Consider the following 23,461-nt stretch of genomic DNA (forward strand, 5'->3'; position numbering starts at 1 on the left):
ATGGTCAGGCTATCAGAATTTCATGCCCACGCTCACCCCATATGTGCGCGGGTTGCCGATGTGATTGTAATCGAAACCGAAACCAGCGAGCAGATCGACGCGCGAGGTAAAGTAGAACTTGTCGGTCAGGTTCTTGCCCCAGACCGAAGCGTTGAAACGGCCATCGGCGCTTTCCCAATCGATGTGCCCGCCGACGATGGCGTAGCTGGACTGCCGCAGACGCGAGACGTTGAGCACTTCGAAGAACTGGCTCGACTGGTAGGATATGTCAGGGTGGACGGAGAACTTGCCCAGGTCACCATCGAACAACGTCAGATCGACAGTGGTGTTGAAGGTAAAGCTCGGCGCGTTGGACAGGCGGTTTCCAGCTACGTTTACGCCGCTCACGATCCCGCGTTGGATGCTGGTGGACAGTACGCCCACGCCGGAATGGATGGTCAACTGGTCGGTGGCACGGATCGTCAGTTCCGCCTCGCCGCCGTAGATGCGCGATTTGGGGATGTTGAGCAGGGTTTGCGCCGCAGTGGCCGGATCGATGTTGATGAATTGCTGGTTCTTGTAATCGTAATAGAACCCGGCAAGATTCAGCGTGATCTTGCGATCCATGAACTGCGTCTTCAGGCCCGCTTCGTATGAGGTGACTTCCTCTGGCCGGGCGATTGAAAGTTCGGACGGATCGAAGAAGGCCTGCGCGTTGAAGCTGGGCGCGCGGTAACCACGGCTGACGCTGGCGTAGAGCAGGTTGCCGCCCGCCAGCTTGTAATCCACGCCGATCTTGCCCGACAGGTTATCCTGCGAATAGCGCAGGGATGATAGCGGAATGAGGTTGGCGATCAGCGTGCCATCGACGCCCAGCGCATCGGACGAGAAGTTGCTCTGCGTGCCGGTATCATGCGTGTAGCGGAGGCCGCCGCGCAGGGTGATGGCATCGGAAGCGGCGAACTTGAAATCCGAATAGAGCGCGTAGCTGTTCTTCACCTGATCGAACTGGTTGCGGAACAGACAGGCGAGCGGCAGGCCGACCGCGCAATCGTTGGCAGTAATGCCGGGCTGGCCATCGGAATCGATGTCCTTGCCGATCTCGAACGTGGTCTGGTTATAGACTTTTTCGCGGTTGTAATAGGCACCGAGAATGAAATCGAAGGGGCCGCCGGTATCGCTGGTCAACCGCAGATCCTGCGCGAACTGCGTGGCGCGATCGAGGTAGGGGATTTCGAGCAGTTCGGTGGCAGTGCCATCGGTATCTTCGTAAAACGAGAGGTTGCCCTTGTCCCACGAGGTGATGCTGGTGACAGTAAGCGCGTCGGACACATCGAACGTTCCGGTCAGCGCGACCGAATATGTGCGGGCGCGGCGCTTTTCATCAATGTTCGACGCGATTTCGCGTTCGCCAAGACCGGGGCGATTGGCGGCTTCGGGCTGGGCATAGATGCCGTAGTTTCGGGGGTTCTGGAAACTGCTCGAGGCGCGCAGCACGAAGCGCACGGTGTCGCTCGCCTCAACGTTCAGCGTGGCGCGGATGGCATATTCGTCGGTCGAAGCAAGGTCGGGCTTGCCGGGCACCACGTTCTTGAACCAGCCATCGGCGCGGCTGTAGGTGCCTGCCACGCGCAGCGCAGCCTTTTCACCCAGCGGCAGGTTGATCGCGCCATTCAGGTCGACGCGATTGTAATTGCCATAGCCTGCGTTGGCATAGCCGCTGGTTTCGCCAAGCTTTGCGGGCGCTGCGATGATGTTGACTGCGCCGCCGGTGGTGTTCTTGCCATAGAGCGTGCCTTGCGGGCCGCGCAGAACTTCCACACGCTCAAGATCGTACATGGCAACGCCAAGGAAGGCGAAGTTGCCCTTGTAGACTTCATCGTAATAGGTGGCGACCGGGCTGGACTGGTTGAGGCTGTAGTCCGACATTGAGACGCCGCGCAGCGCGAAGATCGGCGTGTTGTCGCCCACGATGGAGGTCAATTGCAGGTTGGCGACCTTGGTGACGAGGTTGTCCACGCTGTTCACCCGCGCCTTGGCCAGCGTATCGCCGCCGATGGCAGAGACGGAGATCGGCACCGATTGCAGACTTTCCGCACGTTTTGTGGCCGTGACGACAATCTCGCCATCCGGCACAGCGGGTTCGGCCTGCGCATCCTGCGCGAAAGCCGGTGCTGCCGCAAAAATGGATGCGGTGGCGACCCCAGCCAGCGCGATTCCACGATAAAGACGTTCCCTCATGACTTGCCTCCCGAATGTCAGGGTTGATGCGTTCCTGCTTCTTCCTGCGTGAACCCTGCCACCAGTCGCGCTCTCATTTCGGCGCGTTCCAATCGCAGGGGGTGGCGGCGCAACTGCCCGATCTCTTCCGGGGTGTAGGGCCGGAAGTCGGCGGGCAGGTGTGCCGCATCAAATGTGTAGAGCGTCCAGTTGACGAGGTTCGCCAACCGCACATTGTCGAGGTCGACGGTCGACACACCGGGCACGCGACCCAGAAATTCGCGTCCGCCCGGTACGGACAGGAACTGCGCGACGATGTGCTTCATCGGCGGATTGGACTTGTAGTCCCCGCTGCCATCCGGGCGATGGCATCCTTGGCATTTGAGCATGTAATCGACACGGGCCTGCTGCGGATTGGACACACCGCGCATGGCACTTTCGCTGGCTCCCGCAGCCACGCTTGCCGCCGCGATGGCAGCAAGGGCAGCGACGAGAGGCAGCCTGATTTTCACCGTCCGCCAACCTCTGCGTGAAGTTTGCCGATGTCAGCGGGCGAAAGCGCACCCACCGATGCGCGGTGAGCGGCTACCTCTTTGTCAGTGAAGAACTTCATCGCAGGGCCGGTCTTGGCGATCTGCGTGCCGACGTGGTTGAGGACGGCGGCGGTGGCCCCATCGTCCAGCGATTGCGCGGGCATGACGCCGCGATAGGACTTGCCTTCAACCGTGATCGGCCCGGAAATGCCGCGGGTGAGGACCAAAACGAGATAGCGCCGACCGGCAGGCTTGGCTGCGAGGGCGCGGAAATCTGCCGACAGCGGTGGGAACGCGCCGGGCAGCCCTGCACCGGTCTTGGTGTGGCAGGCCGCGCAACGGGCATAGATCGCCGCGCCATCCGGCGCTGCCGTTGCAGGCAACGATAGCGCCGCCACGGCCATCGCCGGGACGATGAAGCCAAACGCTTTCACTTCTGCCCGTCCAACGCCACACCGATGATCACGGCGGTGGAGCAGTTGTAGATGCTGCTCTCTGTGCCAAGGCACCAGTTGTAATCGTTGTTCGATTGCGGGCGGACCTGCGGGCGGTCCCCTTCGTTGCGGTTGCACAGGCACTGGCCGCAGGACGACACGCCGCAGCAATCGTTGTAGCTGATCACATAGGCGCGATTATCTGCCGGGTTGGTGCAAGTTCCGACCCACGTGATCGGAGACATTTCCGTGCCCGGCGGACAGGTGCTGACCGAACCACCGCAGCATGAGCACAGGAAGCCATCGATCGCGCAATAGCGCCAGTAATCGCAACTCGCCTGATCGCCGGGGTCTTGAGGATTGCCGGACGAAATCGGGGCGTGCCCCCCTGCCCCGCCGTGCGGACTGCCGGCAGCAGCGCGTGCAACGGGCAGAACGGGGAACACCGCTGCGCCGGTGATCGTTGCGCCGAGCCAAGCCAGAGTGCTGCGGCGCGATGTGCCGCGCGCCACGCGGCGCGTCAGGCGTTCAGTCCATTTGTCGAAAGCGCTCATGGATCAGGCCTCCTTCCGACGAGCGAGGAAATCCTGGATCGAGGCGACACCCCGCTCCTTCGCTTCGAACAGGCTTTCCAGATGTTCGCGGCTGTTTACGAGGCCGAGCGAGGCAACACGGCCTGCTTCGTCCAGCAGCACCGCATAGGGCAGCTTGGAGACGCCGAAAGCGCGGCCCAGCGCTTCGGACAGCACCGTCGGCACCCGTTCAAGCCCGTGAATTTCGCGCAAGCGCTGGTATTCGGCCTTAGTGCCATCGCCAGCCACCACAACATCGAGCCAGCCAGCCTCGGCACTGGCGGCAGAGCGCACAACAGGCAGCAGTGACTTGCACATCGGGCAATCGGGCGAGGCAAAGAACAGGAGCTGGCTACGCCCTTCGCGCTTGCCGCCCACTTCCAGCGGCGTGCCATCGATGGTGGTGACCGTCATCGGGCTGGCGACTTCACCGACTTCGACCTTCTGATTGAGAGTCAGCGCACCCGCCGGGGCAATACGTTCGTGCAGGATGCCAACCTGACGGGCGAGCGCTGCGATGAGTAACCCTTCCGCAATCACGGCGGTCCACAACAGGATCTGCGAAGTCAGCATCACGATTTCCTCCAGCGAGGGTGGGGAATGGCGAGAAGTTTCGACGCGCTGAGATAGAGCGCCAGGAAAGCTACGGCGGCGAACGGGGTGTCGAGCGCGAAGCCCTCAACAGCCGGAAGAGTGGAAGCGAGCACAGCCAGCGCGGCGAGCAACGCTGGGCGTGCGATGACCGGCCCGTCCACCGGCTTTTCGCGCGCCACCAGATCACACCCGCAATCGAGCGTCCGCCCGCGTTGGCGCAGCAATGCCGCCGAATAGGTTAGCCAGATGCCCGCAGCGACCAGCCCACCGAGAGGTCGCAATGCGGGCACGAGCAACATGGCTGCTGCTGCCAGTTCAAGGCAACCGGCCACGATCAGCGCCAGCAGTGCTTGTGAACGCAGGCCGGTCAACCGTGCAGCGGCAATTGCCATGCGATCACGCGCCAGCGCCTTGTGTGCGGCGGCACCCGCCAGCAGCAGCGCGAGGAAGAGGGAGAGCGCGGTCATATCAAGGTGCCGTGATCAGGATGGGATTGGCGCCGCCCGCAGTGCCGAGCGAGCGGACGAACGCGCCGCTCGCCGCATCGTGGACATCGATCACGCCATCGGCGCGCGCGACGATCAGTTGCGGGTTGGCTCCCTTCGTCAGCCCGATGGCACTGGCGATACCGCGCAGCGCAATACGGGCCACGCGGGCTTTCTTGATGGGATCAGCAACCCACACTTCGGTGCCGCCGTCCTTGTGGCTGCCTTCGCGGCCGTTGGGACTCATCAGGACATAGAGTTTGCCTGCAGTGTCGATTGCGATCACCTGCCAGCCACCGGGACGCCATTCGGGCGCAGCACCTTCTGCCGTGCCGAGATCGAACGCGCCGGGCAGCACCTTGCCCACGTCGCCGGAAAAATCGAAGCCCTGAATACGGCCATGATAGCTGACAAACCACGCTGTCTGCCCCTGCCATGCGGGCGTTCCAAACAGGGGCTGGTTGTCGATATCGTGGATGTTCTCGACTACTTTTGAAGACAGCGCCTGCCCATCCGGCCCCAGCTTGACGCTGATCAGTGAGCCATCGGCGCAGAAGCTGGAGAAGCCGCGCGCGCCGGTGGGATAGAGCTGAGCGCAGCCGGGCAGATCAATCTCTGCAATCACCTTGCGCGCGTCGAGATCGAGCACGCTGACCGATTGCGCGGGCGTGAAATTGGCGACCAGTGCCCACTTTTCGGCATTCGTGAACTGGAAGAGCTGTGGGTAGGTGACCGACTGCTGGCGCTTCCCGCCGGGCAGCACGATCTCCTCCTTGGGCCGCAGTGTTGCCATGTCCCACAGTGTCACCACGTCTGTCCGTTCTCCCCGGGTCAAGCGCGAGTAGAACGTTTCCGACGTCAGCACTTCACCGCGCCGGGGAGATACCAGCGTGTTGGCGAACTGCGCCGCGCGGACGATGCCCTTCACTGGCTTTTCGGCCGAGGTGGTATCGACCAGCATCACCCGGCCATCGAGAATGGAACTGAAGTGGAAATCGTGGACCAACACCCAGCCTGACGGCCACTGCGCGGGCAATTCTTCCACCGCCGGGATCTGCTCTTCCGGCAAGGGGTTCGGGAATGCAGCAGGTGCGGCAATAGCCGGAGCATCCATGAACGCCGCAATCGAAACCGATGCGGCAAAAGCCAGTACGAACGACCTCATCCGAGAACTCCCTGACCCGCCGGGCTGGGGCAACCGGCGACAAGCTCATAGTCTCAAACAGGCAACAATTCTGTCAAGTGACCCAAATATGTCGTATGACAAGTTTCCAGACTGTGTTACCATCAACGCTCAAACGGGGAATTTCGTTTATGGATCAGCATGATACTCATCCCATTACCGTAACCGACATGATCATGCCTGAGCGTGACGGCGGTTATCTGAAGGGCTATGAAACGCGCGAGATGATCCTGCGCACCGCGCTTTCGATCCTGATCGAAGAGGGGTATCGCGCCATGTCGATGCGCCGAGTCGCGAGCGCCTGCGGCATGAAATTCGGCAATCTCACCTACCACTATCGCAGCCGCGAAGACCTCGTGCGCGAACTGCTGGACGCGGTGATCCGCGCCTATGAAGTGGAATTCGCCACGATCATGCACATGCCGGGCGTCCCTCCGGAGGAACGACTGAGCCGCCTTTGCACACTGGTTCTGGACGATATCCGCTCAAAAAAAACCACGCGGTTCTTCCCGGAACTGTGGAGCCTTTCGAACCATGATGCTTTCGTGCTGGAACGAATGCAGGAACTCTATGTCCGCGCGCGTGCGCCCTTGCTGGAAATCATCGCGGAGATGCGCCCCGATCTTTCAGGTGACGAGCGTGAAATCATCGCCCTGTTCATTTCGGCATCGATGGAAGGCATGACCATTTTTGCAGGCCACGAAAAGCCGTTCGAGCCGCGAATGCCCCAGCTTGAACGGATCGCGATTGCCACGTTCTGCCATATGGTAAAGACCATCACGCCTGCGCAAATCGCTGGCCTCAACGCACAGGATAACCCCGCATCTGCTTGATCCGGCGCAGCGAAAAACTGGATCGCATTGCGGAAACCCCCGGCAAGCGGGCAAGGCAATCGCGATGGATCGAATCATACTGGCCAAGATCGCGCGCCGCCACGCGCAGCAGATAGTCTGCGGTCCCTGACATGAGATGGCATTCCAGAATATCGTCGAAATCGCCAACTGCTCGCTCAAATCGGTCCATTGCCTCACGGCTCTGGCTGTTGAGAGTGATCTCGACAAAGACTTCCATTGTCAGACCCAGCAGCTTTGGATCGAGCCGCGCACCGTACCCCGCAATTACGCCAGTTTGCTCCAGCGCCTTCACTCGCCGATGGCAGGCAGAGGGCGAAAGCGCCACACGCTCTGCGAGATCGGCGATCGACAGTGACGAATCGTTCTGCAACGCCTCAAGCAGCGCGATATCAAATCGATCCATGAAATATTTTCCCAGCAATGGAGATAAAGACGAAAGATATTACCATATCTCATCTCAGGGACGGTGAAAAAAGGCAAGAATTGCCAGAAACTTCGCTGTAGTTTCCAAATTACAGAGCAAGGCTTCAGGCAAAGGAAATTCCACCATGCGCGTCGGCACCGTCAGAGAAATCAAGAACCACGAATATCGCGTCGGCCTCACCCCCGAAAGCGCGCGTGAACTGGTTGCGCATGGGCATGACGTGTGGGTGCAAAGCGGCGCAGGCAATGGCATCGGCGCAAGCGATGCGGACTACGAAGCTGCAGGCGCCACGATCAAGCCCGATGCCAAGACGGTGTTCGATGGTTGCGAGATGATCGTAAAGGTCAAGGAACCGCAAGCCGTGGAGCGCGCAATGCTGCGCAAGGGCCAGATCCTCTATACCTACCTCCACCTTGCGCCCGACCCCGAACAGACCGCGGATCTCATCAAATCGGGCGTCACCGCCATCGCCTATGAAACGGTGACCGGCGCGGGCAACGCCCTGCCCTTGCTGAAGCCGATGAGTCAGGTTGCAGGCCGCATGGCCATTCAGGCCGGGGCCACCGCGCTGGAAAAGGCGCACGGCGGACGTGGTGTATTGCTCGGCGGCGTACCGGGCGTGCTGCCGGGCAAGGTCGTGGTGATCGGTGGCGGCGTGGTGGGCTTTAACGCGGCGCAGATGGCGGTGGGCCTTGGCGCGGACGTGACCATCCTTGATCGTGATCCCGATGTGCTCGAAAAGCTCGACAACCACTTCGAAGGCCGCGCGCGCACGCTCTTTTCGGGCAAGGCCGCGCTGGCTGCGCTTGTGGCCGAGGCAGACCTTGTGATCGGCGCGGTGTTGATCCCCGGAGCCGCAGCGCCCAAGCTGATCACGCGCGATATGCTGTCCACGATGAAGCCCGGCTCGGTGCTGGTGGACGTGGCCATTGATCAGGGTGGCTGCTTCGAAACCAGCCATGCAACGACCCATGCCGAACCGACCTATGTCGTCGATGGCGTGGTCCACTATTGCGTTGCCAACATGCCCGGCGCGGTGGCGCGCACCAGCACTTATGCGCTGAACAACGTGACCCTGCCCCACGCCCTGCGCATCGCGGACAAGGGCTGGAAAGCGGCGCTCAAGGCCGATGCGAACCTTGCTGCGGGTCTCAACGTCCACGAAGGCAAGGTGACCTATGAAGCGGTCGCAAACGAACTGGGCTACGCCTACACGCCCGTGGCCGAAGTGCTTGCCTGATATGATCGCGGGTGGGGCAGTTCGCCTTCACCCGCGATGCAGCAGTTTCCACAAAACGGACCGGTCGCGCAGAATTTCACGCGCAGCATTATGCCCCGGCGCGCCGGTCACCCCGCCACCGGGGTGGGTACCCGAACCGCACATATACAGCCCCCAGATAGGTGCGCGGTAATCGCCATGCCCCAGCACCGGGCGCGCCGACCAAAGCTGGTCAAGGCTCATCCGCCCGTGGAAGATATCTCCGCCGACAAGACCGAACTTTCGCTCCAGATCGAGCGGCGAATGGATTTGCCGCGCAATCACGCTGGCCTTGAAATTTGGCGCGTGGGCGGTGACAGTATCGATGATCAGGTCCGCCGCCTCTTCACGGCAATCGTCCCACGAACGGCCATCTGGCAGCGTGGGTGCAAACTGCTGGCAAAACAGGCTGGCCACATGGCAACCCGGCGGTGCAAGGCTGTCATCAAGCGTTGAGGGAATTAGCATCTCGACAATCGGCTGACGTGACCAGCCATGCGCTCTGGCATCATCGAAGGCGCGGTCCATGTAATCCAGCCCCGGCGCAATCACGATCCCGGCGGTGTGATGTCCGGCCAGCGCCTTTCCGGGCAGAACGCTGAAATCGGGCAGTTCGGACAGCGCAACATTCATGCGGAACGTGCCCGAACCCGTCTTGAACCCTGCGATACGCCGCCGGAAATCAGCATCGAGATCGCTGTCCTCCACCATCTGCCGATAAAGCAGTGCCGGGCCGACATTGGCCGCAATGATCGGCGCATAAAGCTCCTCACCGCTTTCCAGCCGCACGCCCGCCGCCTTGCCCTTATCGACCAGAACCTTGGCAACAGGCGCTTCCAGACTGATCTCCACACCCGCAACGGTGCAAGCAGCCGCCATCGCTTGCGTGATCGCACCCATGCCGCCAATTGCATGGCCCCATGCGCCTGCCTTGCCGTTCACCTCACCGAACACATGGTGCAACAGCACATAGGCTGACCCCGGCGTGGAAACCCCGGCGAAGTTCCCTACCACCGCATCGAAGGCAAAAGCGGATTTCACGCGGTCATCCCTGAACCACCCGTCCAGAAATTCGCGAGCAGAGCGGGTAAATATCTCCAGCAAATCGCGCTGCGCTGCCGCATCCAGCTTTGCCAGCGGCCAGCCCTGCCGCGCCGCGGCCTGCAACGCGGCAAGCCCGCCCCCCACGTTAGGGGGCGTCTGCAGCGCAAGGTCACGCAGCACATCGGCAAGTCGGCCCAGCGCGGCGTCATAACGCGGATACGCTTCGGAATCGGCAGGCGATATTCGCGCGAACTCAGCTTGCGTGCGCCCTTCCCCTCCGCCCAGCTTCAAATAGCTGTCGGCAAAGGGCAGAAAGTTCGAAAGTTTGCGCTCCACCACGCGGTAGCCGTGATCGTGCAGGCGCATGTCCGCAATCACTTTGGGCTGGAGCAGGCTGACGGTGTAGCTGGCAGTCGAATTGCGGAAGCCGGGATGAAACTCCTCGGTCACCGCCGCACCGCCCACCACATGCCGCCGCTCAAGCACCCGCACGCGCATCCCGGCGCGGGCAAGGTAGAAGGCGCAAGTCAGGCCGTTGTGGCCTCCACCGATGATCAGAGCATCGTAACGGTTGGACAAAGGTCGCGTCTCGCATTCTGGCAGGACGCCCCCATCCTAACGATGCCCGGTCCCAAGACCATCGCCTTTCGCACGAAAAAGCCCCGGCCGCACAGGCGACCGGGGCTTTTCGAAATCCATCCGGTTAAAGGATCAGCCTTCGACCTTGCTGGTATCGAAAGTGCCCAGACCCGGCTTGAAGCTCTTCTCATCAAGGAACTGACGCGTCGCTTCCTTGCGGGCTGCCGCACCACCGAAGCTGTGCAGCGCTTCCTGCGCGCGGATCTGGTATTCCAAACCGTTGTCATAGGTCATGTCGACCATGCGGCGCACAGCCCACTTGGTAGCGCGAAGGGCGTGGCCGTCCTTCTTCTTCAGCGCTTCACAGATTTCCAGCACACGCGCCTTCAGCTTATCGGCAGGAACGGCTTCGGTAATGAGTCCCTGCTCTTCAGCCTGCTTGCCGGTCAGGTTTTCACCCATCATCGCGTGATACATGGCCTTGCGGAACGGCATTAGTTCCTGCGCGACCTTCGAAGCGCCACCGCCGGGAAGAATGCCCCAGTTTATTTCCGAAAGGCCAAACTGCGCATCTTCCGAAGCGATAGCGATATCGCAGCCGAACAGCGGGCCATAGCCGCCGCCGAAGCACCAGCCGTTGATCATCGCCACGGTCGGCTTTTCGTACCAGCGCAGGCGTTCGAACCAGCCATAGCTTTCGCGCTGCGACTTGCGGATCGCGCCAAGGCCCTGCGCTTCGGTTTCGCGGAAATATTCCTTGAGGTCCATACCGGCAGTCCAGGCATCGCCTTCGCCGGTCAGCACCAGAACCTTCACGTCATCGCGGAATTCCAGTTCTTCCAGCACGGCCTTCATACGGCGGTTGAGCTTCGGGCTCATGCAGTTGCGCTTTTCCGGGCGGTTGAACTTTACCCAGGCAATGCCGTCTTCGACGGTGAAAGCGACGGTATCTTCTTCCGTGCGCTCAATCTTCTGTTCGGTCATGGTCTTGTCCTTCAAGATAATAGCAAAATCAGATGGGGAAATGGCCGGGCTGGGTTTCCATCGTGATCCAGCGCAGTTCGGTGAAGCTGTCGATCCCGGCCTTCCCGCCAAAGCGGCCATAGCCAGAGGCACCCACGCCGCCGAAAGGCATTTGGGCTTCATCGTGCACAGTAGGTCCGTTGACGTGGCAGATGCCGGACTTGATCTGGCGCGCCACGCGCAGACCGCGCGCCGTGTCTCGCGTGAAGACCGCAGCGGAAAGCCCGTATTCGGTGTCATTCGCCAGTTCGATGGCGTGCGCTTCATCACGGGCGTGGATGACGCCGACAACCGGGCCGAAGCTTTCATCGCGGAACAGCTTCATGTCCTGCGTAACCCCATCGACGACGTGCGCGGGCATCAGCACATTTTGCGTCGTCTCACCACCGGTAAGCAGTTCGGCACCCTTGCTCAGCGCGTCAGCGACAAGGCTCTGGCAATGCGCCACGGTCTTCGCATCCACCACCGCGCCCAGCGGCGTTGTGCCTTCGCGCGGATCGCCCACTGCCATGCTCCCGACCTTGGCCTTGAACTTCGCGGCAAATTCGTCCGCCACGGCATCGACCACGATGATCCGTTCGGTCGACATGCAGATCTGGCCCTGATTCATGAATGCGCCAAAGGCCGCAGCCTTCACCGCCTCGTCCAGATCGGCGTCATCCAGCACGATCAGCGGCGCCTTGCCCCCCAGTTCCAACAGACAGGGCTTGAGGTGCTGCGCCGCTCGTGTAGCAATGATCCTGCCAACAGCAGTAGAGCCGGTGAAGTTGATGCGCTTCACTTCCGGTGCATCGATCAGCGCACCAACCACGTCCGCCGCGTCGGCAGGCGCATTGGTCACCACATTCACCACACCTTCGGGGAAACCCGCTTCGGCAAATGCCTCGATTATAAGCGCGTGGGTGCGCGGACATTGCTCGCTGGCCTTTAGGATCACCGCGTTGCCACAAGCGAGCGGGACCGCGATGGCGCGCACACCAAGAATGATCGGCGCGTTCCACGGCGCAATCCCAAGCATGACACCGACCGGCTCACGCAGCGCCATTGCGACACAGCCCGGCTTGTCCGAGGGGATCACCTCACCCGAAATCTGGGTGGTAAGCGCTGCAGCTTCACGAACCATGCTGGCGGCAAGGCCAAGGTTGAACAGCGCCCATCCCTTGGTCGCGCCAATTTCACCCATCATTGCTTCAACGAAGGCATCTGCGCGCGATTCGAGGGCGGTTGCCGCCTTCATCAGAACGGCGCGACGGGCATTCGGCCCCATAGCCGCCCACGCCGGGAAAGCTCTTGCAGCCTTGGCCGCGATTGCGGGAATATCCGATGCTTGCATCGCCTCTGCGCTGGAGGCGATGTCACCGGTAAGCGGATTGATGCGTTCGAAAAACATGACTGCTCTCCCAATCTGTTATGATTTATAGCAATCATGATCGATGGGTCAACAGGCTATTCGGCGCCACAAGCGCCTGATAATTTGTGCAGGTGCAGCAATTTTGATGACTCACCCTTCGGCCTAGGCCGTCATTGCGGGCCACTCATTATATTGATAACGCAGTCAATTTCTTCACACCCAAGAAAACCTAGCCATCTTCGCTCTATGATTGTAAAAAATGCAACACACCATTCGTTATTCGCACTTGCGAAGAATCGGCCCGACGCCCATCTAGGTGAGGCCTTTCAGGCATCCTCTCCCAAACTTTCCAAGGGCCGCCCGGCAACGGTGCGGCCCCTTTTTTGCCTGAACAGATCACCTGTCCGTGCGGGTCAGCTCTGATGCGGCAGGATGACACTGCGGCCTATCACATTGCGCTGTTCCATCGCGCGATAGGCACTGGCCCATTCAGACATGGCATAGCGCGCGTGGACATGCGGGAGAATCCGCCCCTCGCCAGCGAGTTTCAGAATGCTTTCGATATTCTCGGCACCGCGTTCAGGAAACCGACGGCCATATTCGCCAGCGCGCACACCAACGACCGAAAACCCTTTGATCAACGCAATGTTCGCACCGATCTGGGGGATGCGCCCGGCAGCAAAGCCGATCACCAGCAACCGCCCGTTGAACGCAATGCAGCGTGTGGATTCGTCGAAAACATCGCCACCAACCGGATCGTAGACCAGATCAGCTCCTCGTCCGTCGGTGATCGCCAGCACCTGTTCACGAAAGCCGGAACCGCCATCGATCACATGGTCAGGCGCATACAGACTGGCGATGGCATCCCGCTTTGCCTGCGTCGATGCGACCGCGATGACTTTCAGCCCCAGCGCCTTGCCTAGGTCCACCGCAGCCAGTCCCACGCCACCCGCGGCGCCGTGGACCAGCAACCATTCACCCGCCACCGCCTGCCCCCGGCGAACCAGCGCCACCCATGCGGTAAGATAGGCCGCGCGCAACGCCGCGCCCTCAGCCATGTCCAGTCTGGCAGGCAACGGCACCACCGCCTCTTCGCGAAAGGCCCCATACTGCGCGACCGCGCCCGTCAGGCCGCCGACGATCACCCTGTCACCTTCACGCAAGCGATTGCCCCCCCGCGCTTCGATGACGGTCCCCGCTCCTTCCATGCCGGGTACGAAAGGCAAAGACGGTTTGGCCTGATAACCACCGCGCGTCATCAGCAGGTCGGGAAAGCCCAGAGCGGCTGCCTCGATCCGTACCAGCACTTCGCCCAGCGCGGGCACCGGCATTGGCAGTTCCGTCAGCGCCACGCCGCCAAGATCATCGCTCAACCGCTGCACCTGAACCGCCTGCATGGTCTTCATATCGTTCTCCCGGAACGGACATTGGCCCAATCGACGGAGCCGACCAAGCCCGGTTTCCTGACCGATCAAGGCGCAGCGCCAAAACTTTTTGAGCAGCGCCTTGCTGCGGCGCAGCATCAGCTTTGGTCTACAGACTGCCTCGCCGCTCACCCTAGAGATTTTCAACAAAAGCCCGGCTTTTGGGACTTTTCGGACATCCGTCCAGATTTGGCGTATTACGACTTGTGATAGACGTATGCCATCACCCCAGCATTGAACCGCCCTTTGCTGCAAGGCACAAGTAGAACACCATGAATTACTTAGTTTTATTTATTAAAATAACTTGTGCACCCCAGTCACCAGACCTATTCTTGAACTTGGATTGGAATCAATCGGGAATACCCGCCAGTCCACAAATAACCGCCAATAAGGCAGCAGGAGCCGGAAAGCCGGACCTGACCAGAATAGTGTTTCGCAGGAGAATGCCCATGACCAAACTTCTCGCCGCAATCGCGGCGGTCGGACTGCTGTCTGCGCCGCAGATCGCAGCCGCCGCTGCGCCCGCCCAGACCGTAAACATCTCGGTCTCCGCCGATGGCCTTGACCTCACCCGTGCAGATCACATGCGAAAGCTGCGCAACCGCATCGCGGATGCCGCCGCCGAAGCCTGCGATCCTTCCGACCGCATGATCGTGACGCCGATGCCCGACTACCGGTGCCGCCGTGCGGCCGTCGCCAGCGTTGAGCCGATGGTTCAGGAACTGGCGCAGGCCGCCCGTCACGGCACGATGGCCAGACGTTAAGCTATTGCAAGCAACAGCACGCTGGTGCGGAGACGTTTCCCCTCCGCACCAGTTTTGCCTCCGCCTCAGGTGCCGAGCACCTTGATCGCCACTGCCGCTGCGGCTGCGCGGGTTTCCACACCCAGCTTCTCGTAAATCCGCTCAAGGTGTTTTTGCACCGTGCGCGGGCTGATCGCCAGAACTTCAGATATCATCCCGTTCGATTTGCCATAGCTGATCCAAAGCAGCACTTCAGCCTCACGATCTGTCAACGACAGGCGCTGCTGCAACCTGGCAACATCGGCACGTGGATTCAGCTCGTTCAGCCGGATCAGTACCTCGTTCTCGCGGTAATGCGCGATGATCACCAGTTCCAATGAACCCTCGCCCTGCTCGATCCGCGCCGTCGCGCCGAGTTCGTTGCGCGACAGCAGCCGCGTCACCGGCCCGCGCAAGGCATCAGGCAAAGTGCCGCGTTCACGGTTCCATTCCGGGCTGACGCGCGTGATCGCCAGATCGGCCATTGGCGTGCACCACAGCAACTGCCCTTGCGTATCGGTCGCCATCATCAGCCGTCCGGTGGCATCCAGCCCCGCCGCGCCAGCCTGCATGGCGCGGGCGTGGCCGATGTGCACGCGCACTCGCGCCAGCAGTTCGTGGACGTTCACCGGCTTGCGCAGATAGTCCACCCCACCCACCTCGAACCCTTCGACCACGTGTTCGCTCTCGGTAAGCCCGGTCATGAACACCACTGGCACATGGGCCAGCGCAGCGCGCGCCTTGATCCGCCTTGTTGCTTCGAATCCGTCGATCCCCGGCATTACAGCGTCCATCAGGATCAGATCGGGCGTGATATGCTGCAACAGGTCCAGCGCGGCATCGCCCGAAATGGCCACCAGAACGGTGATGCCAACACCTTCCAGCGTGTCGGTAAGAAAGCGCAACGAATCCGGTTCGTCATCGACAACAAGCACCGTATCGCGCCGCGCGCCCGCGCCACTTGCGGTTTCACTCATCGTCAAAGCTCCTCAAGCGTCTTCCCCATTGCGGCCAGATCAAACCGGTCAAGGCAGGCATACAGTTTGGCCACAAGCGGCGCAGCGGCTGCATCGGCCTGCTCCAGCGCGCGGATTTCACCCTCCAATGCGCGCACGTGGCCGATCCTTACAAGTGATTTCAGACGTTCTGCATGTTCGCGCGCTGCATCTGATATGCGGGCCGCGGCCTCGGCAGGCCGTTCGGCAGGCGATGCGACCTGCGGATAGACCCACGCCAGCCCCAATTGTCGGCCAATCGCATCGATCAGTCCGCCCAGTTCCACGGGCTTGAGCAGAAACGCATCATGATCCGCCGCCTGCCCCGCCAGCCCGTGCCGTTCCTCGGCATTGGCGGACAGCATCAGAATCTTCAGCGCAGGCCCGTGAACCGCACGCAGGTGCGCAGCCACTTCCCACCCGGTCATGCCCGGCATACTCACATCCAGCACCGCCGCATCGAAGCGCCCTTGCGCCGCAGCACTCCCGGCAAGCGCCAACGCGGTCGGCCCGTCGCTGGCCAGCGAGACTTCGAAGCCCACTTCACCCAGCGCCGTCCGTAGCACTGCCAGATGATCGCGGTCGTCATCCACAAGCAGGAGCGATCGCACCGGTCCGGCATATCCGCTCGGCCGCACCAGATCCGCCGCGCGATCCACAAAGCCGGAAACTTGCGGGGCCATGATCACGATGCGGAACGTGCTGCCCACTCCTGGCGTGCTTTCCAGTTGCAGATCACCACCCAGCATTCGTACGATGGCGCTGGTTATGGCAAGGCCCAGCCCCGCTCCTTCCTGCGGCTGCGCGGCACCATCCCGAACATAGGGCGCAAAGATCGCATCGCGCCGATCATCAGCAATGCCCGGCCCCGTATCGCGCACCTCAAACGTCGCCATCTGGCCCGACCATCGGAAGGCCAGTGTAACCTCGCCCGCTTCGGTGAATTTCACGGCGTTAGAGACGAGATTGATCAGCGCCTGCCGCACGCGGCGTTCGTCCATGCGCACGAATTCGGGCAGCCGGTCAGGCAGGTCGCAATGGAACGCCAGCCCCTTTTGCGCCGCCAGCGGTGCGAACATGTCGGCCACCTGCTGCACAAGCCCGCCTGCGCGCACCACGCCGCTATCCACGCGAATCACGCCCTGTTCGACAGACGCGAGATCGAGCAGTCCTTCGACCAGATTCGTCAGGTGTTCGGCGCTGCGGCGGATCACGCGCGCGGCGTGTTGCGGATCAACTTCGGCCCCACGCTCCACAAGTTGGGCATAGCCATAGATCGCGTTGAGCGGAGAGCGAATTTCGTGGCTGACATTGGCCAGAAAGCGGCTCTTGGCGGCATTGGCAGCTTCGGCAGCCTCCAATTCGCTGGCGAGCTGCGCCATCTGTTCCTGCGCAGGCCCGGTCGGCATACCCGCCCCATCGGGCAAATCGTCCGTCCGGCCAAGGAACTGCCACAGGGCAATGGCCGCAATCACTAGCGTGCCACCCAAACTCACCCACCGAAACGCCCGCGCGCGACCAAACAACTCCAGCGTGTCTGCCAGCATCAGGATCGCCACGATCAGCGCAAGAACGCAAAGTGCAGCACCAACCATCCGCCCCCGCAAAATCGTGGACGGACGAATGAAACTGCGCTGCCCGCTTCCGCCTTCACGGAACATGACCATGCCAATCGACCCCGCGCCCGTGTCAGTCAGGCACATGCCCTTCTGCCGACGCGCGAAAGATTGTGCACTGCAACCGCAGCGAACTCAACCCCCGGAAGTGGCACGCCGGGTAAGACCAATTGCCAACTGGGTGCGGCCTTCAGATCACCTGATCGCGCTGCAAACGTTGCAGGAGGCGCACCGCCACCGAATGCCTGATAGCCTTGCCTTCGCGCAGCTTGACCCAAGTATTCAGGCCGATTCCAAAGCTGGTTTGAATAACTTCGGGCTTCTGGCTCTTCAACATGGACGCCATCTTGTGGACCACGGCAGGTTCAACCTGGGTAAGACGCTGGGTAGACATTTGCCCTCACGATGAAGTTGGACCGTCCTTGCGACCTCATGGAGTTTCGGGCGGTCTCGTTGGTTTCTGCCGACACCATATTTTTTGCAGTGCAAAATCTCCCATACGTCATTTGCCGCATGGCATTGCTTGACGCCCGTCCTGTTTTGCGACGCCCGCTCCTTTTAGCCCCCCCCTCGCAACGCAGCGTGACACCGGCAGCCAGTTCATGCCATCTCGTGCACGGACATTTACGGGAGTCGGGGAATGGCAAGTATCGCAGGCGGCGCAGAATTGGTTCGCTACAACACCGTTGCGCGCACGCTGCATGCACTGATCGCGGGCATGGTGATCTTCAACCTCGCTTCGGGCATCGGCGGTGATGCGCTGGAAGATATCTGGAACCCATTTCCGCTGCACAAAGGCACCGGCATCATCATCCTGCTACTTTCGCTCATCCGGCTTGGCTGGCGGTTCACTTGGACCATGCCCGCATGGCCCGCCACGATGAGCAATCTCCAGCGCCTAGCAGCCAAAGTCGCCCATGCCGCACTCTATGCGCTGATGCTGATCGTGCCTGTCACGGGGTGGATCATGTCCTCGGCCAACAGCAAATATCCGATCAGCATCTGGGGCCTTTTCGAATGGCCCAAGCTGGCCGTCACCAAAGGCTCTGCGCTGGCAGAGGCCGCGCATGAAGGCCATGAAGTGCTTGGTTTTCTGATGGCCGGGCTGGTCGTGCTGCACATCGCGGCGGCGCTCCACCACCATTTTGTGATCAAGGACACCATCTTGCGCCGCATGTTCTGAACCGCAGACGTATTCTCGCACACTTCGCGCAATTGCGCGCCTACAAGTGGCGGCGTGAGGACTGAGCAGTGGGGCAATCCATCCGTAACGGAACCTGAAGTGCGGCAAGTCTGCGCCACCCGCAGATTGCCGCTTGCCCGGCGTGCGCAGCCTGTCATACCTTTGTGTGGGGAGTAAGATGGTTTGCTGCACAGCCCGCCGCCTTTCGCACTTGTGCAAGGCCGCAAAAACATCGGGCGTGCTGGCGTGAAGGGCCGGTGCAACACGCATCGGCGCATGGTGGGCCACGCCTGCTTGCGCGCCGGGCCAAGCAGGGTGAATCGCGTATCATGACCCTCGAATCCAATTCCAAAGCCGCCGAAATCGACGCCCAGATCATCGACGTGCTGCGCAAGCGCGTGGGCAAGGACGAACGCGCCGCAAAACCGCACGATTGGTACACCGCCACCGTGCTGACGCTGCGCGATGCGATCATCGACCGGTGGATGGAATCGACGCGCGAGACCTATGACAAGGGCGCAAAGCGGGTCTATTATCTCAGCCTGGAATTCCTGATCGGCCGCCTGCTGCGCGATGCCCTTTCGAACATGGGTCTGACGCGCGACATGGAAAAGGCGCTGCGCGAACACGGCTTCGATCTTGCCGCGCTCGAAAATCTTGAACCCGACGCGGCGCTTGGCAACGGTGGCCTAGGTCGCCTCGCCGCGTGCTTCATGGAAAGCCTCGCCAGCCTTGGCATCCCGGCTTACGGCTACGGCATTCGCTATGTGAACGGCATGTTCCGCCAACGCATCGATGATGGTTGGCAGGTCGAACTTCCCGAAACATGGCTTTCTCACGGCAACCCGTGGGAGTTTGATCGCCGCGAAAGCGCCTATATCATCGGCTTCGGCGGTGAAGTGGTTGAAACCGGCGATGGCGTGGAATGGCGCCCGGCTGAAAAGGTTGAAGCCAGCGCGGTTGACACTCCTGTCGTCGGTTGGCGCGGCAAGCGTGTGAACACGCTGCGCCTGTGGACCGCGCACGCTTTCGATCCCCTGCGGCTCGATGCGTTCAACGCGGGCGATCACTTTGGCGCAATGGCCGAACAGGTCCGTGCCGACAGCCTTGTGCGCGTGCTTTATCCGGCGGATTCCACCGCTGCCGGTCAGGAACTCCGTCTGCGGCAGGAGTATTTCTTCACCTCTGCCTCTATTCAGGACATCGTGCGCCGCCACGTGCAGTATCACGGCGATATCCGCACCCTGCCCGATAAGGCGGCGATCCAGCTCAACGATACGCACCCCGCTGTGGCCGTGGCCGAACTGATGCGCCTGATGGTCGATGCGCACGGCCTCGAATTCAACGAAGCGTGGGAACTGACCAAGGCGACCGTCGCCTATACCAACCACACGCTCCTGCCCGAAGCGCTGGAATCGTGGCCGCTGCCGCTGTTCGAACGCCTGCTGCCCCGCCACATGCAGATCGTCTACGCGATCAACAGCCGCGTGTTGCGCGAAGCGCGCAAGGCCGGGCTTGACGATGCAGCCGTCGCCGCAATCAGCCTGATCGACGAAGGCGGTGAACGCCGCGTGCGCATGGCCAACCTTGCCTTCACCGGCGCACACAGCATCAATGGCGTGGCCGCGCTCCACACCGATCTGATGAAGACCACTGTCTTTTCAGACCTGCACAAGCTTTACCCCACGCGCATCAACAACAAGACCAACGGCGTCACCCCCCGTCGCTGGCTGCAACAGTGCAACCCCGGCCTCACCTCGGTCCTGAAGGATGCCATTGGCGATGCCTTTCTGGATGACGCCGAAAAGCTGGCCGATCTCAATGCACTGGCTGACGATGCCCAACTGGGTGAACGCATTGCCGAGGTAAAGCGCTCGAACAAGATCGCGCTGGCCAAGCATATCAAAGACGTGATGGGCGTCCGCCTCGATCCCGATGCCCTGTTCGACGTCCAGATCAAGCGCATCCACGAATACAAGCGCCAGTTGCTCAATCTGGTGGAAACGGTGGCGCTCTACGATCAGATCCGCAGCCACCCCGAACGCGATTGGGTGCCGCGTGTAAAGATATTCGGCGGCAAGGCAGCCTCGAGCTATCACAACGCCAAGCTGATCATCAAACTGTCGAACGACATCGCACGCCGCGTCAATTCCGATCCCTCGGTAGGCGGGCTGCTCAAGGTCGTATTCGTGCCAAACTACAACGTCAGCCTTGCCGAAAAGATCATCCCTGCGGCCGACCTGTCCGAACAGATTTCCACCGCCGGCATGGAAGCATCGGGCACCGGCAACATGAAGTTCGCGCTCAACGGCGCGCTTACCATCGGCACGCTCGATGGCGCGAACGTCGAGATCAAGGACCATGTGGGCGACGCCAATATCGAAATCTTCGGCCTCACCGCCGACGAGGTCGAGGACAAGCGCGCCAACGGCTACAACCCGCGCGAGATCATCGAAGGATCGCGCGAATTGCAGCAGGCCCTTGCCGCCATCGCCACCGGCGTATTCTCGCCCGACGATCCGCAGCGCTATGCGGGCCTGATGGGCGGCATCTACGATCACGACTGGTTCATGGTCGCCGCCGATTTTGACAGCTATCACGCCGCCCAGCGCAACATTGATCGCCGCTGGGAACAGCAGGCCAAATGGCGCGCTTCGGCAATTCGCAACATTGCCAACGTAGGCTGGTTCTCATCCGATCGTACGATCGGTGAATATGCCCGCGATATCTGGGGGGTCTGAAGGCCAGCATGAAACCACCGGCGAGCGCCATCGAAGCCCTTCTGAACGGGACGCACGCCGATCCTTTCTCGGTTCTCGGCATCCACGAAGGGCCGGACGGCGCATTCGCCCGCGCGGTCCTTCCGGGTGCCGATGAAGCGGTGGCATGGTCGCTTTCCGGCGCGAAGCTGGGCAAACTCACCCGCATCGACGGGCGCGGGTTGTTCGAAGGCAAGGTCAAAGGCCATCGCCAGCCCGTCCGCTATGCCTGCAAGGCGGGTGCCCACGAATGGCTGGTCACAGATGCCTATTCGTTTGGCCCCGTCCTCGGCCCGATGGACGATTTCCTGATTGCCGAAGGCACCCACCAGCGCCTGTTTGACAAGATGGGCGCGCACCTGATCGAGCATGAAGGCGCATCGGGCGTTCACTTCGCGGTCTGGGCACCCAACGCCAGCCTCGTGTCGGTCGTGGGCGATTTCAACGATTGGGACCACCGCCGCCATCCGATGCGCCGCCGCGCGGACATCGGCGTGTGGGAAGTGTTCATCCCCGACATTGGCGAACACCGCGCATACAAATACCGCATCGTGGCTGCAGATGGCATGGTGCTTCCGCTCAAGGCAGACCCGTTTGCGCAAGCCGCAGAGTTCCGTCCCAGCACGGCGTCTATCACCGCACATCCGGTCAAGATGGACTGGGGCGATGCCCATCACCGCGCCCACTGGGCCAGCATCGACGCGCGCCGCCAGCCCATGTCGATCTACGAAGTCCACCCCGGATCATGGCAAAAGCCCCATGACGATGGCTTCTATACGTGGGACGAACTGGCCGACCGTCTGATCCCCTACGTCGCGGAAATGGGCTTCACCCATATCGAATTCCTGCCGGTTTCAGAACATCCCTACGACCCGTCATGGGGTTACCAGACCACTGGCCTCTACGCCCCCTCCGCCCGCTTCGGCCCGCCCGAAGGCTTCGCCCGGTTCGTCGATGGCGCACACCGCGCAGGCGTTTCCGTGCTGATAGACTGGGTGCCCGCCCACTTCCCCACCGATGAACACGGCCTCGTCAATTTCGATGGCACGGCGCTCTATGAACACGCAGATCCGCGCCTTGGCTTCCACCCTGATTGGAACACGCTGATCTACAACTTCGGCCGCCGCGAAGTCGTCAGCTTCCTCGTCAACAACGCGCTGTTCTGGGCAGAGCGCTACCATGTCGATGGCCTGCGCGTCGATGCCGTCGCCTCGATGCTCTACCGCGACTATTCGCGCAAGGCGGGCGAATGGATTCCCAACGCCGAAGGCGGGCGCGAGAACTGGGAAGCGGTGGAATTTCTGAAAGCGATGAACCGCGCTGTCTACCAGACCCACGCCGGTTTTCTGACGATTGCCGAGGAATCCACCTCATGGCCTGGCGTCAGCAAGCCCGCCTTTGACGAAGCCCCACGCGAACACCTTGGCTTCGGGTTCAAATGGAACATGGGCTTCATGCACGATACGCTGCAATACATGGCGCTTGATCCGATCCACCGCCAGTATCATCACAATGAAATTACCTTCGGCCTGACATACGCCTTCAGCGAAAACTTCGTCCTGCCCCTGAGCCATGATGAAGTGGTCCACGGCAAGGGCAGCCTGCTGAACAAGATGAGCGGCGACGATTGGCAGAAGTTCGCCAACCTACGCGCCTATTACGGCATGATGTGGGGCTATCCCGGCAAGAAGCTGCTGTTCATGGGTCAGGAATTCGCCCAGCGCCGCGAATGGAGCGAAGCGCGCAACCTCGATTGGGACCTCCTCGATGCGCCCGCCCACGAAGGCGTCCGCCGCTGGGTGCGCGATCTCAACCGCGTCTACACCACCCGTCCTGCCCTACACGCCCGCGATTGCGAGCGGGAAGGCTTCGAATGGCTCGTGGTCGATGACGCCCAAGCCTCGGTCTTCGCCTGGCTGCGCAAGGCCCCCGGAGCAAAGCCCGTGGCGGTCATCTGCAACATGACGCCAGCCGTGCACGATCACTATCGCCTGCCCTTGCCGCACGATGGCGCATGGCGCGAAGTGCTGAACAGCGATGCGCAGGATTATGGCGGCAGCGGCATCGGCAATCTGGGGCAAGTCACCGCAGAAGGCGGCGCAGCCTTCGTGGTTCTGCCGCCACTCGCCACATTGATTCTGGAATTCGAAGGATAAGACGGAGGGCTAC

Annotated in this window: 22 protein-coding genes; 7 read left to right on the forward strand and 15 right to left on the reverse strand. The window is 61.4% G+C overall.

Annotation, left to right across the window (positions count from 1 at the left end):
- Positions 1–12: 12 nt before the first annotated feature.
- From HGI47_RS05060 to HGI47_RS05090, 7 genes are read right to left on the reverse strand one after another with little or no spacing between them, the layout of a single operon-like run.
- Entirely contained in the window at positions 13–2,220 is a 2,208-nt protein-coding gene (locus tag HGI47_RS05060; RefSeq protein ID WP_168851685.1) for a TonB-dependent receptor, read from the reverse strand.
- A 17-nt stretch (positions 2,221–2,237) separates the two neighbouring features.
- On the reverse strand, positions 2,238–2,711 hold the full coding sequence (locus HGI47_RS05065) for a cytochrome C (RefSeq protein WP_370521635.1): 474 nt from the start codon (positions 2,709–2,711) through the stop codon (positions 2,238–2,240).
- Positions 2,708–3,166 (reverse strand): cytochrome c, encoded by a 459-nt coding sequence (locus tag HGI47_RS05070; RefSeq protein WP_168851686.1) that lies wholly within the window; start codon positions 3,164–3,166, stop codon positions 2,708–2,710. Before HGI47_RS05070 ends, HGI47_RS05065 begins: the two co-directional genes overlap by 4 nt.
- Positions 3,163–3,720: a methylamine dehydrogenase light chain gene (locus HGI47_RS05075; protein ID WP_168851687.1), complete on the reverse strand. Its 558-nt coding sequence runs from the start codon at positions 3,718–3,720 to the stop codon at positions 3,163–3,165. Before HGI47_RS05075 ends, HGI47_RS05070 begins: the two co-directional genes overlap by 4 nt.
- 3 nt (positions 3,721–3,723) lie before the next feature.
- The gene (locus HGI47_RS05080) at positions 3,724–4,311 is read right to left on the reverse strand and encodes a thioredoxin fold domain-containing protein (RefSeq protein WP_206066000.1); all 588 of its coding nucleotides are present in this window, start codon (positions 4,309–4,311) and stop codon (positions 3,724–3,726) included.
- Positions 4,311–4,799: a MauE/DoxX family redox-associated membrane protein gene (locus HGI47_RS05085; RefSeq protein ID WP_168851688.1), complete on the reverse strand. Its 489-nt coding sequence runs from the start codon at positions 4,797–4,799 to the stop codon at positions 4,311–4,313. Before HGI47_RS05085 ends, HGI47_RS05080 begins: the two co-directional genes overlap by 1 nt.
- Before the next feature lies 1 nt (position 4,800).
- Positions 4,801–5,982 (reverse strand): amine dehydrogenase large subunit, encoded by a 1,182-nt coding sequence (locus HGI47_RS05090; RefSeq protein ID WP_168851689.1) that lies wholly within the window; start codon positions 5,980–5,982, stop codon positions 4,801–4,803.
- Positions 5,983–6,131: 149 nt separating this feature from the next.
- On the opposite strand from HGI47_RS05090, the gene HGI47_RS05095 reads away from it, so the two are divergent.
- Positions 6,132–6,833 carry a TetR/AcrR family transcriptional regulator gene (locus tag HGI47_RS05095; protein WP_168851690.1) on the forward strand — a complete coding sequence of 234 codons (702 nt, stop codon included), beginning with the start codon at positions 6,132–6,134 and terminating at the stop codon, positions 6,831–6,833.
- Here HGI47_RS05095 and HGI47_RS05100 read toward each other — a convergent pair.
- Entirely contained in the window at positions 6,802–7,257 is a 456-nt protein-coding gene (locus tag HGI47_RS05100) for an Lrp/AsnC family transcriptional regulator (RefSeq protein ID WP_168851691.1), read from the reverse strand. The genes HGI47_RS05095 and HGI47_RS05100 overlap by 32 nt on opposite strands.
- A 145-nt stretch (positions 7,258–7,402) precedes the next feature.
- On the opposite strand from HGI47_RS05100, the gene ald reads away from it, so the two are divergent.
- Complete coding sequence (gene ald / locus HGI47_RS05105) at positions 7,403–8,518, forward strand: alanine dehydrogenase (protein ID WP_168851692.1); 1,116 nt, start codon at positions 7,403–7,405, stop codon at positions 8,516–8,518.
- Positions 8,519–8,545: 27 nt separating this feature from the next.
- Here the strand turns inward: ald and HGI47_RS05110 are convergent, their stop codons facing one another.
- From HGI47_RS05110 to HGI47_RS05125, 4 genes are all read right to left on the reverse strand, one after another.
- On the reverse strand, positions 8,546–10,159 hold the full coding sequence (locus HGI47_RS05110) for an NAD(P)/FAD-dependent oxidoreductase (protein ID WP_168851693.1): 1,614 nt from the start codon (positions 10,157–10,159) through the stop codon (positions 8,546–8,548).
- Positions 10,160–10,291: 132 nt separating this feature from the next.
- Complete coding sequence (locus tag HGI47_RS05115; protein ID WP_168851694.1) at positions 10,292–11,143, reverse strand: p-hydroxycinnamoyl CoA hydratase/lyase; 852 nt, start codon at positions 11,141–11,143, stop codon at positions 10,292–10,294.
- A 28-nt stretch (positions 11,144–11,171) separates the two neighbouring features.
- Positions 11,172–12,572 carry an aldehyde dehydrogenase gene (locus tag HGI47_RS05120; RefSeq protein ID WP_168851695.1) on the reverse strand — a complete coding sequence of 467 codons (1,401 nt, stop codon included), beginning with the start codon at positions 12,570–12,572 and terminating at the stop codon, positions 11,172–11,174.
- 374 nt (positions 12,573–12,946) lie between these two features.
- Complete coding sequence (locus HGI47_RS05125; RefSeq protein WP_206066021.1) at positions 12,947–13,930, reverse strand: NADPH:quinone oxidoreductase family protein; 984 nt, start codon at positions 13,928–13,930, stop codon at positions 12,947–12,949.
- Between the two features lie 30 nt (positions 13,931–13,960).
- On the opposite strand from HGI47_RS05125, the gene HGI47_RS05130 reads away from it, so the two are divergent.
- Both HGI47_RS05130 and HGI47_RS05135 read left to right on the forward strand, forming a co-directional pair.
- A complete protein-coding gene (locus HGI47_RS05130) occupies positions 13,961–14,167 on the forward strand; it encodes a hypothetical protein (RefSeq protein WP_168851697.1) in 207 nt (68 codons plus the stop codon).
- A 239-nt stretch (positions 14,168–14,406) separates the two neighbouring features.
- Positions 14,407–14,721, forward strand: a complete 315-nt coding sequence (locus HGI47_RS05135; protein ID WP_168851698.1) for a UrcA family protein — start codon at positions 14,407–14,409, stop codon at positions 14,719–14,721.
- A gap of 65 nt (positions 14,722–14,786) precedes the next feature.
- Here HGI47_RS05135 and HGI47_RS05140 read toward each other — a convergent pair whose 3' ends face one another.
- From HGI47_RS05140 to HGI47_RS05150, 3 genes are all read right to left on the reverse strand, one after another.
- Positions 14,787–15,716, reverse strand: coding sequence for a DNA-binding response regulator (locus HGI47_RS05140; protein WP_168851699.1), 930 nt, complete (start codon positions 15,714–15,716; stop codon positions 14,787–14,789).
- A gap of 2 nt (positions 15,717–15,718) precedes the next feature.
- A complete protein-coding gene (locus HGI47_RS05145; protein ID WP_240949988.1) occupies positions 15,719–17,437 on the reverse strand; it encodes a hybrid sensor histidine kinase/response regulator in 1,719 nt (572 codons plus the stop codon).
- Between the two features lie 103 nt (positions 17,438–17,540).
- Positions 17,541–17,684, reverse strand: a complete 144-nt coding sequence (locus tag HGI47_RS05150; RefSeq protein WP_240949989.1) for a hypothetical protein — start codon at positions 17,682–17,684, stop codon at positions 17,541–17,543.
- 306 nt (positions 17,685–17,990) lie between these two features.
- Here HGI47_RS05150 and HGI47_RS05155 point away from each other — a divergent pair, with 306 nt between their 5' ends.
- The 3 genes from HGI47_RS05155 (at position 17,991) to glgB (ending at position 23,448) form a co-directional block, all read left to right on the forward strand.
- Positions 17,991–18,533: a cytochrome b gene (locus HGI47_RS05155; RefSeq protein ID WP_168851701.1), complete on the forward strand. Its 543-nt coding sequence runs from the start codon at positions 17,991–17,993 to the stop codon at positions 18,531–18,533.
- 329 nt (positions 18,534–18,862) lie between these two features.
- Positions 18,863–21,274 carry a glycogen/starch/alpha-glucan phosphorylase gene (locus HGI47_RS05160; protein WP_168851702.1) on the forward strand — a complete coding sequence of 804 codons (2,412 nt, stop codon included), beginning with the start codon at positions 18,863–18,865 and terminating at the stop codon, positions 21,272–21,274.
- Positions 21,275–21,282: 8 nt separating this feature from the next.
- Positions 21,283–23,448: a 1,4-alpha-glucan branching protein GlgB gene (gene glgB, locus HGI47_RS05165; protein ID WP_168851703.1), complete on the forward strand. Its 2,166-nt coding sequence runs from the start codon at positions 21,283–21,285 to the stop codon at positions 23,446–23,448.
- Positions 23,449–23,461 lie beyond the last annotated feature (13 nt).

Origin of the sequence: Novosphingobium sp. ERN07, from assembly GCF_012641335.1 — a bacterium.
Classification (GTDB): domain Bacteria; phylum Pseudomonadota; class Alphaproteobacteria; order Sphingomonadales; family Sphingomonadaceae; genus Novosphingobium.

Bases quoted from the DNA above. Each gene is read 5' to 3' on its own strand.
- HGI47_RS05060 (WP_168851685.1), bottom strand. From the start codon at position 2,220: ATGAGGGAACGTCTTTATCGTGGAATCGCGCTGGCTGGGGTCGCCACC.
- HGI47_RS05145 (WP_240949988.1), bottom strand. From the start codon at position 17,437: ATGTGCCTGACTGACACGGGCGCGGGGTCGATTGGCATGGTCATGTTC.
- HGI47_RS05100 (WP_168851691.1), bottom strand. From the start codon at position 7,257: ATGGATCGATTTGATATCGCGCTGCTTGAGGCGTTGCAGAACGATTCG.
- HGI47_RS05090 (WP_168851689.1), bottom strand. From the start codon at position 5,982: ATGAGGTCGTTCGTACTGGCTTTTGCCGCATCGGTTTCGATTGCGGCG.
- HGI47_RS05075 (WP_168851687.1), bottom strand. From the start codon at position 3,720: ATGAGCGCTTTCGACAAATGGACTGAACGCCTGACGCGCCGCGTGGCG.
- HGI47_RS05155 (WP_168851701.1), top strand. From the start codon at position 17,991: ATGGCAAGTATCGCAGGCGGCGCAGAATTGGTTCGCTACAACACCGTT.
- glgB (WP_168851703.1), top strand. From the start codon at position 21,283: ATGAAACCACCGGCGAGCGCCATCGAAGCCCTTCTGAACGGGACGCAC.
- HGI47_RS05085 (WP_168851688.1), bottom strand. From the start codon at position 4,799: ATGACCGCGCTCTCCCTCTTCCTCGCGCTGCTGCTGGCGGGTGCCGCC.
- HGI47_RS05115 (WP_168851694.1), bottom strand. From the start codon at position 11,143: ATGACCGAACAGAAGATTGAGCGCACGGAAGAAGATACCGTCGCTTTC.
- HGI47_RS05125 (WP_206066021.1), bottom strand. From the start codon at position 13,930: ATGCAGGCGGTTCAGGTGCAGCGGTTGAGCGATGATCTTGGCGGCGTG.
- HGI47_RS05135 (WP_168851698.1), top strand. From the start codon at position 14,407: ATGACCAAACTTCTCGCCGCAATCGCGGCGGTCGGACTGCTGTCTGCG.
- HGI47_RS05160 (WP_168851702.1), top strand. From the start codon at position 18,863: ATGACCCTCGAATCCAATTCCAAAGCCGCCGAAATCGACGCCCAGATC.
- HGI47_RS05120 (WP_168851695.1), bottom strand. From the start codon at position 12,572: ATGTTTTTCGAACGCATCAATCCGCTTACCGGTGACATCGCCTCCAGC.
- HGI47_RS05140 (WP_168851699.1), bottom strand. From the start codon at position 15,716: ATGAGTGAAACCGCAAGTGGCGCGGGCGCGCGGCGCGATACGGTGCTT.
- HGI47_RS05095 (WP_168851690.1), top strand. From the start codon at position 6,132: ATGGATCAGCATGATACTCATCCCATTACCGTAACCGACATGATCATG.
- ald (WP_168851692.1), top strand. From the start codon at position 7,403: ATGCGCGTCGGCACCGTCAGAGAAATCAAGAACCACGAATATCGCGTC.
- HGI47_RS05080 (WP_206066000.1), bottom strand. From the start codon at position 4,311: ATGCTGACTTCGCAGATCCTGTTGTGGACCGCCGTGATTGCGGAAGGG.